Annotated in this window: 8 protein-coding genes; all 8 read right to left on the bottom strand. The window is 63.0% G+C overall.

The genetic code is table 11. The features are described 5' to 3' along the window. Window positions 1–323: 323 nt before the first annotated feature. The 8 genes from M5B42_RS21275 to tssE all read right to left on the bottom strand — a co-directional run bounded on the left by M5B42_RS21275 (window position 324) and on the right by tssE (window position 14,501). A complete protein-coding gene (locus M5B42_RS21275) occupies window positions 324–1,472 on the bottom strand; it encodes an ankyrin repeat domain-containing protein (protein ID WP_248746912.1) in 1,149 nt (382 codons plus the stop codon). Beyond that, window positions 1,473–5,867, bottom strand: coding sequence for an RHS repeat-associated core domain-containing protein (locus M5B42_RS21270; protein WP_248746911.1), 4,395 nt, complete (start codon window positions 5,865–5,867; stop codon window positions 1,473–1,475). A 12-nt stretch (window positions 5,868–5,879) separates the two neighbouring features. Continuing rightward, window positions 5,880–6,314, bottom strand: a complete 435-nt coding sequence (locus tag M5B42_RS21265; protein ID WP_100939801.1) for a DcrB-related protein — start codon at window positions 6,312–6,314, stop codon at window positions 5,880–5,882. A 15-nt stretch (window positions 6,315–6,329) separates the two neighbouring features. Further along, window positions 6,330–8,261 (bottom strand): type VI secretion system tip protein VgrG, encoded by a 1,932-nt coding sequence (locus M5B42_RS21260; RefSeq protein ID WP_248746910.1) that lies wholly within the window; start codon window positions 8,259–8,261, stop codon window positions 6,330–6,332. Window positions 8,262–8,445: 184 nt separating this feature from the next. Beyond that, window positions 8,446–11,121 (bottom strand): type VI secretion system ATPase TssH, encoded by a 2,676-nt coding sequence (tssH, locus tag M5B42_RS21255; protein WP_248746909.1) that lies wholly within the window; start codon window positions 11,119–11,121, stop codon window positions 8,446–8,448. Next, window positions 11,114–12,166: a type VI secretion system baseplate subunit TssG gene (gene tssG, locus M5B42_RS21250; protein ID WP_248746908.1), complete on the bottom strand. Its 1,053-nt coding sequence runs from the start codon at window positions 12,164–12,166 to the stop codon at window positions 11,114–11,116. Before tssG ends, tssH begins: the two co-directional genes overlap by 8 nt. Continuing rightward, window positions 12,130–13,989 (bottom strand): type VI secretion system baseplate subunit TssF, encoded by a 1,860-nt coding sequence (tssF, locus tag M5B42_RS21245; RefSeq protein ID WP_248746907.1) that lies wholly within the window; start codon window positions 13,987–13,989, stop codon window positions 12,130–12,132. Before tssF ends, tssG begins: the two co-directional genes overlap by 37 nt. Then, complete coding sequence (gene tssE / locus M5B42_RS21240; RefSeq protein WP_103495526.1) at window positions 13,986–14,501, bottom strand: type VI secretion system baseplate subunit TssE; 516 nt, start codon at window positions 14,499–14,501, stop codon at window positions 13,986–13,988. The genes tssF and tssE overlap by 4 nt, the downstream gene beginning before the upstream one ends. Window positions 14,502–14,588 lie beyond the last annotated feature (87 nt).

Raw genomic sequence — 14,588 nt, 5'->3', positions numbered from 1 at the left:
AGCAGCCGCTTTCGCGACGCAGTGTGCCTATTCACAATCGGGCTGCGAACCCCGTATCGCTGAGTTTTCAGCGACAGGAAAACTGTAGCTTATTACTGGCGGTGCGGGCGATATCCCTCATGCGCCGAAGTGCGTGGGAAATATGAGGTTTTTTGGTGGGATGCTTCATTTGCTAGCAACGGGTGGGAGAGCATGGTGTCGGATTGGTAAATTTGTGGGTTTTCAGAAATAAGTACGCGACGGAGTTCAACGGCTAGACTGCATAAAAACGCAATATCTTTCAGAGTCTCGGTCGCATACTGATCTTATAGTTACTAAAAATATCATTCAGTAATGGCGGCTGGAATGGCTAGCTTAGCCCAGCTTGCTGCGCGCCTGCTGTCTGCCAATGCGGCGAGCGCAGCCTCATCAGGTGCCCCTTTTTTGGTGAATTTCAACGGCGCCAGCACGTACAGCATGACTTTGTCCTCATCGGGTATTGGTTCGTTCGAGGAGTCTTTGTTCCAAACTTTATCAACAGTGACCAATGCATCAATCTCTGCTGGCCACCCTAGGTCCGAATAGGCGGGGTCGGTTCGCCGAATGAGCTGCCCTTCTTTCAATGAGCCGTTTTCAAGCGTTTCATTTGCCAGTCGAGACAACATTTGAGTAGGAAATGCCCACGTGCTGTCGGTGTTGAAGCCAGAGCGGGTCAACGGCCAATCCCCGGGCAAACAGAAAAAAAGCTCTGTCCTGGGGGACTGGTTGAACAGTCCGACAGTAAACAACAGCTTGAATTTATTTTTTCCGTCGATGCAGCTGATACGCAGATCAACGTTTTTTATAGCCGTTACGGGGCTTACTTGAGCGGGCAGAACCCAGCCGGCGGTGTTGTGAACAAAACTGACAATGGCGCCACCATATTCGCTCTCAGGCTCGCGGATAACGTCCATCACGCTCACGGCGCCGTTATCTTTCAGGATCGATGCAATGTCTGGAAGATCCCAGCTATTGGCGATGTCCAGAGGCGTGGTATTGAGCCTGCTGTGGAGCCGGTTGATATCGGCGCCCCGCTTGACCAGAAATTCGACCACTGCCTGATGCTCGGAAACAACAGCCTCTATGAGAGGTGTTGTGACACTTGTCGGCCAACCGTCGATTCTCGCTCCCGCATCGAGCAACCATTTGCATGCTTCCAAATGGCCGTTGCGTGCCGCACCAGATAGCGGTGTGGTATCGCCTGAGCTGGCGGCAGGGGTATCCAGGGCGATACCCATGGTGACCAATAACTCACAGATGTCTGTCTGGCCGCTTTCTGCCGCCAAATGCAGCAGGGTTTCGTGTCCCGGTAGCCCATACAAGGGGAGACCAAGCAGGTCTGGATGCTGTTCCAGTGTCGCTTTGACCGCAGATGTTTTGCCTGCCTCTATGGCGGCATGCAGCTCGGATATGACCGCTATATTGTTTTCATAAATCTTTTCCGAGTCATCCATTTAGAATGTCCCTCCCGTCATTTGCATGCCCATTCTTTTCAGTGCGCTCTCAATGCTTGCGGTTCCGCCGCTGTCAGCCTTCTGAAGAATCTCGAAAACTTTTTTCGCACTCGCAACAGAGTGGTTGCCCCCACCATTCTGTGCCCATGTGAAGTTTCTCGGGTCATCGTTCAGCCCGATTTTGTGTTTTGCCAATATTTTTTGCGCGCCGGTGATGTACTGCTGATTTTGTGCTTTCCAGGTGCGGGGGGCTTTCTCTCGGACGATGTGATGGTAATGGGGTTTGACCATTCCTTTTGGTGCAGGGCCCATTGCTTTCTTTTGTGCCGAACTCAGGCGACAGACTTCCCATCCCCACGGATCCACCCATCCCGACGGATTCGGTGCGTACTGGTAAAGATTGAACCCACCCATCAACCCAATCGGATCCGGCGTGGTAAACCGCCCCACATCCGGATCATAAAACCTGAACGTGTTGTAGTGCAGCCCGGTCTCCCGGTCCAGGTACTGACCCTGGAACCGGAGGTTCTGTTCCTCGATGTAGTACGGCTCGCGTATCTCCTCAAGGGTGTTGCCCCAGACCCGATACCGCGCCTGCCACACCGTGGCTCCATCCGTTTCGGTCAGTTGCTCGGGTAGGCCATTGAGGTCGTTGTGGTAATAGCGGACCTTCTGCAATTCCCCGCTGCCATCGACCCGAGCCAGCGGTTCATAACCGTCGTCGGCATACAGATACAGGCTGGTCTGGCTATTGCGATGCTCCTGCAACAAGCGCAAACCATCCCAGGTGAAACGCGTTTCGCCCAGTGGATAGCCGTTGTTGTCGTGCTCGGTCTTGCCGATACGCCGCCCCAGCGGATCGTAGGTCATGCGCACGACGGTTTCCCGCGCACCGTCCTGATTGCGCACCTCGATCAGCCGGTGTTCCGCGTCGTAGGCAAAGCGCTGCACCCGATGACTGCCGCTGCGCTTCTCGATCATTCGCCCAAACCCATCGTAGCGATAACGCTTGTCCTGATAGGTCAGCAGTCTGTTGTGCACCACCAGTCCGGCACTGGCTGACGGTCCGTCCAGCAGGTTGGCAGCGGCGTCGTAGGCGAAGGTTTCGCCTTGGCCCTGCACGCTGTCCTGGCTGGCGATGATCCGGCCCGTGGCGTCGTAATGCAGTAATTGGCGTTGATCGCCCCGTGGCTGGCGGTTGAGGCGGCCGATCAGGTTGTCGCTGGGGTCGTAGTCGAAATGCTTCTGCGCTGGCGCCGGCAAGGCTGATGGCTGGCTGGAAGGGCGGCGCAAGCGTGAGCGCAGGCGTCCAACACGGTCGTATTCGCTGCGGGTGCTGAGCTGGCCCTGGGTGCGCAACACCTCGCGGTGCAGGCGATCACGCTCGAAATCGCTGATAACCCGGCCGTCCAGATTGATCTGGTGCAGATGTCCGCTGCCGTAATACAGCCGGTTGAGCCAACGCCCATCCGGCAGCTGCGTCTGGATCAGATTGCCCAGCTCATCGTAGTGATGCCGTAAGCTACCCGCCGCGCTCTGTTCTTCCTGCAACTGGCCCAGGGCGTCATAAGCAAAGCCGAGCTTTTGTTCATTACCGTCGTTGTCGGTAAAGGTGATGGCGATGAGTTGGTCCTGCGGGTTGTAGGCGTACTCGGTACGCCCATCATCGGTGAGCTTGGCGATCAGCCGACCTACCGCATCACGTTCCAACTGGTGGACGATGGGGGCCACCGGCTGCGTCGGTACCAGCGCCAGTCCATTGCCGAACGCTGCCGGAACGTATTCGACGCGAGTCGCGTTATCCAGCACGTCATAGGCATAACAGCGGGCGCTGCCGTCGAGATCGCGTTGTTCGATCAGGCGGTCGCCAGCATCCCAGGCAAAGCGATAACTCTCGCCATTCTCGTTGGTCAGCGCTTGCAAACGCCCATAGGCGTCATAGCCGAACTGCACCTGCCGGCCATGGGCATCGATGCGTTGGCGTACCTGGCCGCGACGGTCGTACTGATAACCGGTGCTGTGCCCGGCCGGGTCGACATAACCGGTGAGCTGGCCGCTGCCGTCGCGCAGGTACTGTTCGACGCGACCGTCCGGCAACTGGCTCTGCAACAGACGACCCTGGGCATCGTGCTGATAGGTCACGCGTTCACCGAGGGCATCGGTGACCACCTGCAGATGACCGCGCCGGTCGTAGCTGAAGGTGGTCGGCGAACCCGAGCAGTCGACATGGCGAATCAACTGCCCCAGGTCGTTCCACTGCAAGGTTTTGCTTTTACCGGTGGCGTCGATGATCTCGACCACCTGACCCTGGGCATCGAAACGGTATTGGGTGACTTGCCCCAGCGGATCGGTCTCGTGGGTGCAGTTGCCACGCGGGTCATAGCGGTATTGCCAGCTGTTGCCCGCCGCGTCGGTTTCCACCAGCGGCAACGACCAGTGTTCCAGCCACAAGGTCGACTCGCTGCGCCCCAGCGGATCGACGCTGGCGCTGAGATTGCCCGCTTCGTCGTAGCTGAACTGATGCCGCCCGCCCTGGGGATCGGTGGCGCCGAGCAACTGGCGTTCGTCGTTCCACTCGAAGTGCCAGGTGTGGCCGAGGTTGTCGCTGTATTCGGTGATCTGGTGCTGCGGGTTCCAGCGACGGATGCTCACACGCTTCAAGCCGTCGGTGACACGGGTGATGCCCTTGCTCAGGTCGTAGTCGAATAGATATTCGTCGCCGTCATCGGTCCAGTGCCGAACCACTCTCCACTCAAGATTCTCGACTTGCGCCCACTGATAGAAACAGCGCAGCCCGGTGGGCAACTGATGTTCGGCCATCCGCCGTCCGTTATCGTAGGCAAAGCGCCGTTGCACTTGACCAAGGTTGTCGCGCACTTCGGCCAGATCGCCGCTGCTGTCGTAGTCGTAGCTGACCAGCACTTCGCGTTGCTGATCAGGGAACAGGCGTTCAATCTGGCTGACACGCCGAGGCCACTGGGCACTGTAGATCAGTTCCACTTGCACCAGATCGAGGGTATCGCGCAGTCGAACCAGCCGCCCCGACTCGTCGTAATCGAGATAGATCCGGTTGTCATTGCGGTCGCCCAGTTGGCTCAGGCGCAGAGTCGAAGGATCGGCCAGGGTCGGTTCGAACAGACGATACAAGCCGTCATCGCTTTCGATCAGCAGTTGTCCATTACCGTTGCGCCGCACCGCGAGGCCGTCCCCCGGACTGAACACCGCGCCGCCCAACGGAATCGAGCCCATATCGATACGTCGCGCCTGTTCATCGGTATAGATCAGCCGCTCGCCGCCTTCGGGATGCACCTCGATACGCACGCCGACTTCATAGGGCAGGCTCCAGCCTGTACCGAGCAATGTGTCGCGACGCTCATCACGACTGTTGTAGAAACGCTGCCAGTCGATGGGCAGGATGCCGGGCAGGACAAAGTCCAGCTCGTCCTCGCTGCCCAGCACCTTGGCGCCCGTCGCGGCATGCACCGGATTCGGCGAACCCGCGATAGCGTTGGTCAGCGCACCGATGGCCTGGCTGGTGACGAAGGAGTTGACCCCGGCCAGCAACATACACGGCAGGTTGCAGAGGAATTTGCCCTTGCTGCCCTTGAGCATCATCAGCGCGGTAATCGCCAATCCCACGCCGGGTGTCTTGCCGCTACGGATCTCACGCACCACCACCGAACCGCCGCCGATGGTGACATTGGGCGAGATCAGCCCAGCCGAAACCACGGTGGCATCGCAGGTGCTGCGATCGCCACTGCGCACGGCGGGTTGCCCGTTGATGCTGACCTTTTCCGAACCTTCGGCAAGAAACTGCGGCGGCATCGGCGGATGCTTCATGCAGGTCACCAGGTCCAGCGGTTTGGGCACCGCACCTGGTGCCGGTGTCGCCACCGTGGGCCGCCACATCTGCGCGAAAAAGCCCTTGGCCATATCGAGGAAGCCCGGTTCCTCGGCCTTGTCACCCTCGGCGGGAGCGGCGTCTTCGCTCTCGGGCGTCCCCGCCGGCGCGACATGGGACGGCACCGCACCGGCGGCGCGGGCGGCTGGAATCGAGTTGATCAGGGTGTCGGTGGAGCCGCTGAGAATCGTCGCCTGCACCATGGGCGGAAAGAGGCCGTTGCCGATGTCCTCGCACATCTTGCTCAGGCCCTTGTCGGCGCCGGTCTTGCTCATCGCCACGCCGACAATGACCCCGACCACCGCGCCGAGGACACAGGCGCCCAGCCCGCCGGTCGCAACGGTGATCCCGGTCGCGGCAACCACCGCTGCCGTCGCCAGTGCGGTGATTGCCACATTGGCCGCCACCTCCAGCACGCCGCCGAGAATATCGGCCATCATCGAGGTATGGGACAGTCCATCGCCCAGCCGGGCGGCCCACAGTGCGTCAGACATGCACGGCTTCCGTCACACCACCCGGTCGAATTGCAGGGACTGCTTGATCGTCGCCCAATGCGCCGCTTCGGCATCCCCCAGCTTGTCAGCCTTGACGTAGCTCAGGGCGAGCATCTTGCGGGTGCCCGGCAACACCAGCGCGAGCTGGTACTGGAAGACCTTCTCCGCACCCTTGCTGAACTGGCTGCGCAATTCGATGCCGTCCACCGACTGATCGGCGCCCAGGCGCACGGCCTGGCCCGGTTGGTAGCGCAGTTCCTGGACCTGCTGTTCCAGGCGCTTGAGCTGAGCGTCGAAGTTGCTTTGCAGGGTTTCACCCTCGGCCAGCTGGCTGCGGCTGACGATCAGCGAAGTCCCCAGCTCCGGGAACTTGAGGATATTGATCGAGGCGTCCAGCAGCTCGCTCTCGGGCAGGGCGAACTGGAATTCATTGAGGCGGTAGGTCATGGCTCGCGAATCTCGTTATTTGGGCTTGGGGAACATCGCGTTGACGCTGGCGTCGATGCTGCCTTTGACGCCTTGGCCTTCGGGCGACGCGCCGGGGCCGCCGCCGTTGTTCAGGTGCAGGGTGCCGCCGGTGTTGAACTCGGCATCGCCCGAGGCATGGAAGCTGATCTGCACGCCGCTCAGGTTGATCTGTCCGCTGGCGTTCAGCTCCAGCACGCTTTCGCCGCAGACCAGGCGCAGGTTTTCGCCGACCTCGATGACATAGCTCTGGCTGATGCTGTCGGTCTTCTTGCGGCCGACCACCAGGATGTCGTCGTCCTTGACCGCGCGCAGGCGCACCGAGCCGATAGTCACCGTCTCGTCGCGCCCCACGCTCTTGTTGCGGTCGTGGCCTACCGCATGGCTTTCGTCGACCTCGACCACGATGTCCTGGTTGCGCTCGGCATGGATGTACAGCTGCTCGGCGCCTTTCTTGTCTTCCATGCGGATTTCGTTGAAGTTGGCCGGGCTGCCGCCCTTGCTCGAACGGCTTTTCATGCCGCTCTGGGTGGCGTTGGCGGGCAGGTCGTAGGGCACCGTCTGTTCGGCGTTGTAGACCCGGCCGGTGATGATCGGCCGGTCGGGATCGCCTTCGAGGAAACTGACAATGACTTCCTGGCCGATCCGCGGAATCTGCATCGAGCCCCAGTTCTTGCCGGCCCAGGCCTGGGACACGCGAATCCAGCAGGAGCTGTTTTCGTTGGATTGGTCGTGGCGGTCCCAGTGGAAGTGCACCTTGACCCGGCCGAACTGGTCGGTCCAGATTTCCTCGCCGGCCGGGCCCACCACCACGGCGGTCTGCGGGCCCTTGACGGTGGGCCGCGCGGTGTTCGCCAGGGGGCGGAAGCTCTGTTGCGCGTCGATGCAGCTCAGGCTGCTTTCGAACTGCGCGCCGGCCCCTGTCGCGCCGGACTCCAGGTTTTCCTGGGCGATGTAGTAACGGGCGCCGACGATCAGGTATTCGCGATTCTGGTCCTGGCGACCGAAGCCGGTGAGGCTGAACAGGTGCCCGGAACCCACACCACGGGCATTGCCGTTGAGTTCGACCCGTTCATGCAGGCTCTGGATCGCTTCGATACGGGTGCGGGCGTAGTGCTCGCCGTCCTGGCTCTGCACGTAGGTGCCGGGGTAGTCGTACAGCGGATAGTCGCCGGCGGTGTGCGGGCGCGGCATCGCCGAGCGCACGTCGATCCGCGCGCTGGGGCGCTGGAAGTCGTAGTCGTTGAGTTCCAGAGAGCCGGGCTGGACTTCCTGGGCCAGGTGCCAGCCGTTGAGGTGGTCGCGCTCGCGATGCTGGCCGTCCGGCGGGTAGTAGGGCAGCGATTCGTAGCCCGGGGCGCTGTGGTGGGCGCCGTAGGCGTCGGCCAGGACCAGCACATGGCGGTCCTTTTCATGGCGGAAGTAGTAGTAGATACCTTCCTGTTCCATCAGCCGGCTGACGAAGTCGAAGCTGCTTTCGCGGTACTGGACGCAGTATTCCCACTCGCGATAGGGCTGGCTGAGGGCGTCTTCGAAGTCGGAGAAACCGAGGTCGCGGAACACCTGCTTGATGATCTGCGGGATGCTCTGGTGCTGGAAGATCCGGCAGTCGGAGGTGCGGGTCAGCAGCCAGAGCCAGGGGCGCAGGGTCACCGAGTAGCTGGCGAACTGGCCTTGGCTGACGTTCTGGCTGCAGCGGGCGACGATGCCGTGGAAGTGGCGCAGGCCGCCCTGGACCTGTAGCGACAGGCTCATGGGTTTGCCCAGCAACTGGTTGAGGTCCAGGGCGCCGTCGTTGGAGGTCAGGTGCAATTCGTAGTCGAACAGCCGCCCCAGCTCCTCGCCGCCGCCGAAATCCTTGAGCAACAGGACATCCGGCCCGAGGGGGCTGTTGATCTGGGCCAGGCGGGTGGCTTGGGTGAATAGCATGGGTTATCTCTGGGTATTGTGGTGTTCGGGCGGGCCTCTGTGGCGAGCGGGCTTGCCCGCGTTGGGGTGCGAAGCACCCCTGAAACCAGCGAATTCGGTGTATCAGGTAGACCGAAGTGACCGGTTTTGCGACTGCTTCGCAGTCGAGCGCGGGCAAGCCCGCTCGCCACAATTCGCTATAGGCTCAGGCGCCCGCGTCGCTGAACTGGTAATGCAGCTCGTTATCCCGCTCACTGATCCGTACCCCCGCCAGCGCCTTGCCTTCGAGCATGCGCGTGAGGAATTCGCGGCTCATGTCCGGCAGCAAACTGTTGGTCAGGATGGTGTCGATCATCCGGCCGCCGCTCTCAGTCTCGGTGCAGCGCGAAACGATCAGGTCCACCACTCCGTCGTCGAAATCGAAGGCCACCTTGTGGGTGCTTTCCACGCGCTTCTTGATCCGTCCCAACTGCAAGCGGGTGATCGCCTTGAGCATGGTGTCGCTCAGCGGATAGTAAGGAATGGTCACCAACCGCCCCAGCAACGCCGGCGGGAAAATCTCCAGCAACGGCTGGCGTAGCGCCTTGGCGATCTCCTCCGGGTCCGGCACGTTGCCGGCGTCCTTGCACAGATGCGAGATCAGTTCGGTACCGGCGTTGGTGGTCAGCAGGATCAGGGTGTTCTTGAAGTCGATCACCCGGCCTTCGCCGTCTTCCATCACGCCCTTGTCGAAAACCTGGAAAAAGATCTCGTGCACGTCCGGGTGGGCCTTTTCCACTTCGTCCAGCAACACCACGCTGTAAGGCTTGCGCCGCACGGCTTCAGTCAGCACGCCACCTTCGCCGTAACCGACATAGCCGGGCGGGGCGCCCTTGAGCGTCGAGACGGTATGGGCTTCCTGGAACTCGCTCATATTGATGGTGATGACGTTCTGCTCGCCGCCGTACATGGCTTCGGCCAGGGCCAGGGCGGTTTCGGTCTTGCCGACGCCCGAGGTGCCGGCGAGCATGAACACGCCGATCGGCTTGCTCGGGTTGTCGAGGCCGGCGCGGGAGGTCTGGATGCGCTTGGCGATCATCCGCAGGGCATGGTCCTGGCCGATGATGCGCTTCTGCAGATGCTGGTCGAGATTGAGCACGGTTTCCAGTTCGTTGCGGGCCATGCGGCCCACCGGAATACCGGTCCAGTCGGCCACCACCGAGGCCACCGCCTGGTAGTCCACGGTCGGCAGGATCAACGGGGTTTCGCCTTGCAGGGTGCTGAGGCGCTGTTGCAGGTCGACCAGTTTTTCCCGCAGCGCGTGGCCCAGCTCGATATCGCTGTCCACCACGCCGGCGCTTGCGCGCAGCTCGGCGCGGGTGGCGAGCAGTTCGTCCACCAGGGCTTTCTCATCGGCCCAGCGCACTTCCAGTTCGGCCAGGCGCTCGCGTTCGGCGTTCAACAGGTTCTCGCTGTTGCTGCGTCGCGCGGCGGTATCGACGCCGATGGCGTGTTCGCGGGCAATGATCTGCAACTCGATTTCCAGCGCTTCGATACGTCGACGGCTGTCATCCACTTCGGCGGGCACCGCATGCAGGCTGATGGCAACCCGGGCGCAGGCGGTGTCCAGCAGGCTGACGGATTTGTCCGGCAACTGGCGCGCCGGAATATAACGGTGCGACAGCTTGACCGAGGCCTCCAGCGCTTCGTCGAGGATCTGCACCTGATGGTGTTTTTCCATGGTCGAGGCAACGCCGCGCATCATCAGCAGGGCCTTGTCTTCCGACGGCTCTGCGACCTGCACCACCTGGAAACGGCGGGTCAGGGCCGGGTCTTTCTCGATGTGTTTCTTGTACTCGGCCCAGGTGGTCGCGGCCACGGTGCGCAAGGTGCCACGGGCCAGTGCCGGTTTCAGCAGGTTGGCCGCGTCACCAGTGCCGGCGGCGCCACCGGCACCCACCAGGGTGTGGGCTTCGTCGATAAACAGGATGATCGGCTTGGGCGAGGCCTGGACGTCTTCGATGACCTGGCGCAGGCGCTGTTCGAACTCGCCTTTCATGCTTGCGCCGGCCTGCAGCAGGCCGACATCGAGGCTGCGCAGCTCCACATCTTTCAGGGCTGGCGGCACGTCGCCGGCGACGATGCGCAGGGCAAAGCCTTCGACCACGGCGGTCTTGCCGACGCCGGCTTCGCCCGTGAGGATCGGGTTGTTCTGGCGCCGACGCATCAGGATATCCACCAACTGGCGAATCTCCTCATCGCGGCCGACGATAGGATCGAGCTTGCCACTGCGGGCCTGTTCGGTCAGGTCCACGGTAAAACGCTTGAGGGCTTCCTGCTTGCCCATGGCGCTGGGGGCCATGGCGCCGCTGGCTTCGCCCGGCACCGCCCCGGCGGTGAAGCCGTCGCTGGCACCCAGGTGATTTTCCGGCGAGTCGCCGACGTATTCGTCAAAGCGTTCGCTCAGGGCCTCGACCTTGATCTTGTCGAACTCCGACGACAGCGCCAGCAAGGCATGGCGCAGGCTCGGGGTCTTGAGGATGCCGAGTATCAGGTAGCCGGTGCGTACCTGGCTTTCGCCGAACATCAGGCTGCCATAGACCCAGCCGCGTTCCACGGCTTCTTCGACGTGGGACGAGAGGTCGGTGATCGAGGTCGAACCCCGTGGCAGGCGGTCCAGGGCGTCGGTCAGGTCGCGGGCCAGGCGCGCCGGTTCGATGTTGAACTGGCGGATCAGGCGGTGCAGGTCCGAGTCCTGCAATTGCAGCAACTGGTGCAGCCAGTGGCTCAGCTCCACATACGGATTGCCCCGCAGTTTGCAGAACACCGTGGCGGCTTCGATGGCCTTGTAGGCGACGCTGTTGAGTTTGCCGAATAACGCGGCGCGGCTGATTTCACCCATGGTCCGGGCTCCTTGAATGGTGGGCCGAGGTGGCCTGATCGGCGTAGTGCCGGGCCAGGATCAGGTCCTTGGCGTCTTCTTGGGGTTGGCCGAGCCAGGTGTTGAAACCCAGGCGGAATTGGCCGTTGAGTTGCAGCTTGGGCACTTGCGGCTGTTCCAGGACCAGGTTCAGGTCCCAGTCCAGCTCGTGCCCCAGGTATTCGGCGACCCAGGCCACCAGGTGGCGGAAGGGTTCACCGTCGGGCAGCAGGCCCATGTAGTCGGCCAGCTTGAGCGGGCCGACGCGGATGCGGAATTTGTGCTGGCGGTCCCAGACATGCTGGCCCAGGCAGAAGTCGACGCCCAGCTGGTGCGCGCTGACGCCGACACGGCTGCGCTCCGGCAGGTGCAGCCATTGGCCGACGTACTCCTCGATCTGCACCGGCAGCCCGAAATACTCCTGGAGGATGGCGCGCAGGCCGTCGGGGTAGCGGGTCTGGGCGGCGAGGTGGCCGCTGAAGTGCAGCTTGGCGGTGTCCGGGATCAGCCCCTGTTTCAGCAGGCTGGGCATGCCCCGGCCACTCAGGGCGGCCAGGCGCGCGGACCAGTAGTCGTCGTCCGGGCGGTCATGGCTGACGGTCGGCCGCGCTTCGGCCCAGGCCCGGTAGAACAGGCTCAGCAGGCGATGGTGGAACACATCGAGGAAGCGCTTGCTGGTGCTGTCGGCATTGTTGCGCTGGCGCTCGCGCATGTACTCGGTCAGGTGCAGCGGCAACGGGCCGTTGGGGCCGCCGAGGCCGAAGAAGAACTGTTCGAGTCGCGCCGGCGTGGTCTCGCTGGCCGGTGTCATCGACGCCAGGGTCGCCGGGGCGAAGGCGCAGTCGAGCTGCTGGCCGAGGCGCAGCGGGTCGTCGGCCAGGCGCTGGGAGTGGCCGAAGCGCGGCAGGTGCGGCGATTCGCACTCGATACGCCGCAATGCCTGGAAGAAGTCGTATTCCCAGGGTTCGGCCTGCATCGCCGTGAGCGTGCTCACAGGGTCGGACGACGTCCGGGCTTGGCTTTCCATCGCATGATCTCGCCGCGTTCGGTGGTACGGATCACCGTCTCGGTAAAACTGTTGATCGACACGTAGCGTGCCAGGAAGCGTTCGAACACCGCGCCGAGGAGGAACACCCCGGTGCCGCGAAACGCATTTTCATCGAATTCCAGGGTGATCTCCAGGCCACGGCCGAAGACGATCGGCCCGGGCATCGGCAGGCGCCGGGTACAGGGTTTGCTGCTGACCTCGCGCAGGCCCTCGATCTGCAATTGCAGGGCGGCGTCGTTGCTTTCGCCATACAGGCGCAGCAATTCGCGCAGGGCGGCGGCACCCTGGCCGGCTTCGCTCAGCGACAGGTAGTTCAGCGACAGCTGGCTGATCAGGCGCCAGGCCTGGTTGTCGTGGGCATGGCTGGCCCGTGGCCGACTCGGCCCGGCCAGGCAGCGGATCGCCGAGACCGGGGCGCTGTCGGCCAGGGTGAAGTCGCTCTTGCCGCTGCCGACGTTCATGAACAGCGGCAGGTCGCGGTTGGTGCACAGGGCGCTGACGCCCAGCTGGCGCAGGTCGTGACCGTAAGGTGCCTGGCGGTTGTCCACCAGGCTGATGAAGGTTTCACTGCCGACGTAGGTCGAGCGGGTGCCTTTGCGCCGTTGTTCGCTGGACAGCACCCGGGGTTCGCGACGCAGGGTGTAGTAGGCCTGGTCGCGGCCATAGCGGGATGGATCACGCACGGCATAGAACGGCAGGAACGGCTGGTCGGGCCCGGTGCCGTGGCCGGTGACGCCGGTCAGCGAGTGGATCTCGAAGTCCATGGGCCGGGTGCGGTCGGCGATCACATGGTGTTCGTTGACCCGCTCGGACAGGTGGATACGGTCCACCCGACGTGGGAACAGGTTGATCGCCGGGGTGCAGAAGGGCACGAACTGCGTGGCGCCGACGCTGCTTTCCAGGCTCGGGTCAAAGCGCTCGAAGAGCACGATCAGTTCCAGTTCCTGGCCGGCGCAGCGTTTGACCGCGCGGCCCAGTTCGGCGAATTCGACGAACAGGTAGCGCTGGGGCAGGGCGAAGTATTCCTGCAGCAGCCGATAGCCCTGGAAGGCTTGGGCCACCACCGGCATCGCCGCTTCGCGGTCGTCGAAGCCGCAGGCGCGCAGGGCATCGGCGGGCAGGCGTTCGACCCAGTCGCCACCGGGGGCACGGGCGAACACCGCGCAGGCATTGCCCAGCAGTTGTTCGTAGAGGCGAAACGGTTGCTCGTCGGCACCGTTGAGGTAGAGCGGCAGGCTGTCCAGGTCGAGCTGGTTGAACGGCAGTTCGGCGCCGGTGCGCAGGGTCAGGCGCAGGCCGGCCTTGGCCTTCGGCTCGCTGGCGGCCAGGCGCCCGAGCACCGCCGACGGGTTGCCGAAGTACTCGGCATGGCTGACCTGCAACGGCCACAGCGTCACCGCGTGGGCGCTGCGGTACTCGCAGGAAGTCTGGGTGTCCTTGCCCAAGGTGGCGCGCAACACGCTGTCCCGGGGCAGGGTGAAACCGCCGGCCAGGGAGCCTTCGTCCGGATCGGTCTGCAACTGCACCACGGTCATCGACGGTGTTGGCGCCAGGTAGTGCGGGTAGGCGATTTCCAGCAGGTTGTGGGTGAAGGTCGGGTATTCGGCATTGAGCTTGAGTTGCACCCGCGCGGTGAGGTAGGCGAAACCTTCCAGCAGGCGTTCGACGTAGGGGTCGGCGCAATCAAGCCCGGACAGCGTCAGGCGCCCGGCGATCTTCGGGTATTCCTTGGCGAACTCGGCGGCGCTTTCGCGCACGTGTTGCAGCTCCTGGTTGTACAGGTCGAGCAGGCGCGGGTTCATGAGCGTCTCCGTTGCTCGGCGGGGACCACGCGGACATGGCCGGATTCCAGGTCGAGGTCGGTGCGCAGCAGCAGCGGCAATGAAGCCGGCAGCGCCCAGAGATCGCCTTCGATCTCGAAGCTCAGGGCGTTGTGGTTCATCTCGCCGTGGGCGACCTGGGCCCGGACCCGCAGCGTATGGCTGAGGATGCGCGGTTCGAAGGTGGTGATGGCAGTGTGGATCAGGCCTTCGAGGGCGGCCACATCGATGCTCGACGCGCTGTTGCCCGCCAGCGCCGGCAGGCCGTAGTTGATCACCGAAGTGCCGGCCGGGGTGTGCAGGGTGGCGTCGGCGTCGAGCAGGCTGGTGCTGTTGAGCAGCCAGGTCAGGTCACGCAGCACCGAGGCCTTGAGTTGGCTCAGGGACAGCACGCGTTTGTCGCTGCCTTCCTGGAGAGTGCCCGGTTCGTCGTCGGTCAGGCGGTCGAGCAGCGACGGTTGCAGGCGTTCGCGCAGGGTGAGGTCGCTCGGCACATTGCTCATCGCGCGACGTCACAGGGGCTGGACACTGCGCGGCGGCAGCGCCACTGAACGGGAAACGAAGGCTTGGCCATGCTCGGA

This window comes from Pseudomonas sp. MWU12-2037 (assembly GCF_023242345.1).
In the GTDB taxonomy this organism is placed as follows: domain Bacteria; phylum Pseudomonadota; class Gammaproteobacteria; order Pseudomonadales; family Pseudomonadaceae; genus Aquipseudomonas; species Aquipseudomonas gingeri_D.
The sequence above is the reverse complement of the archived record's forward strand: the minus strand, read 5'-3'. Positions and strand labels throughout refer to the sequence as shown.

Excerpts from the sequence above, each read along its gene's own strand:
- M5B42_RS21275 (WP_248746912.1), bottom strand. The coding sequence starts at position 1,472 with ATGGATGACTCGGAAAAGATTTATGAAAACAATATAGCGGTCATATCC.
- M5B42_RS21270 (WP_248746911.1), bottom strand. The coding sequence starts at position 5,867 with ATGTCTGACGCACTGTGGGCCGCCCGGCTGGGCGATGGACTGTCCCAT.
- M5B42_RS21265 (WP_100939801.1), bottom strand. The coding sequence starts at position 6,314 with ATGACCTACCGCCTCAATGAATTCCAGTTCGCCCTGCCCGAGAGCGAG.
- M5B42_RS21260 (WP_248746910.1), bottom strand. The coding sequence starts at position 8,261 with ATGCTATTCACCCAAGCCACCCGCCTGGCCCAGATCAACAGCCCCCTC.
- tssH (WP_248746909.1), bottom strand. The coding sequence starts at position 11,121 with ATGGGTGAAATCAGCCGCGCCGCGTTATTCGGCAAACTCAACAGCGTC.
- tssG (WP_248746908.1), bottom strand. The coding sequence starts at position 12,166 with ATGGAAAGCCAAGCCCGGACGTCGTCCGACCCTGTGAGCACGCTCACG.
- tssF (WP_248746907.1), bottom strand. The coding sequence starts at position 13,989 with ATGAACCCGCGCCTGCTCGACCTGTACAACCAGGAGCTGCAACACGTG.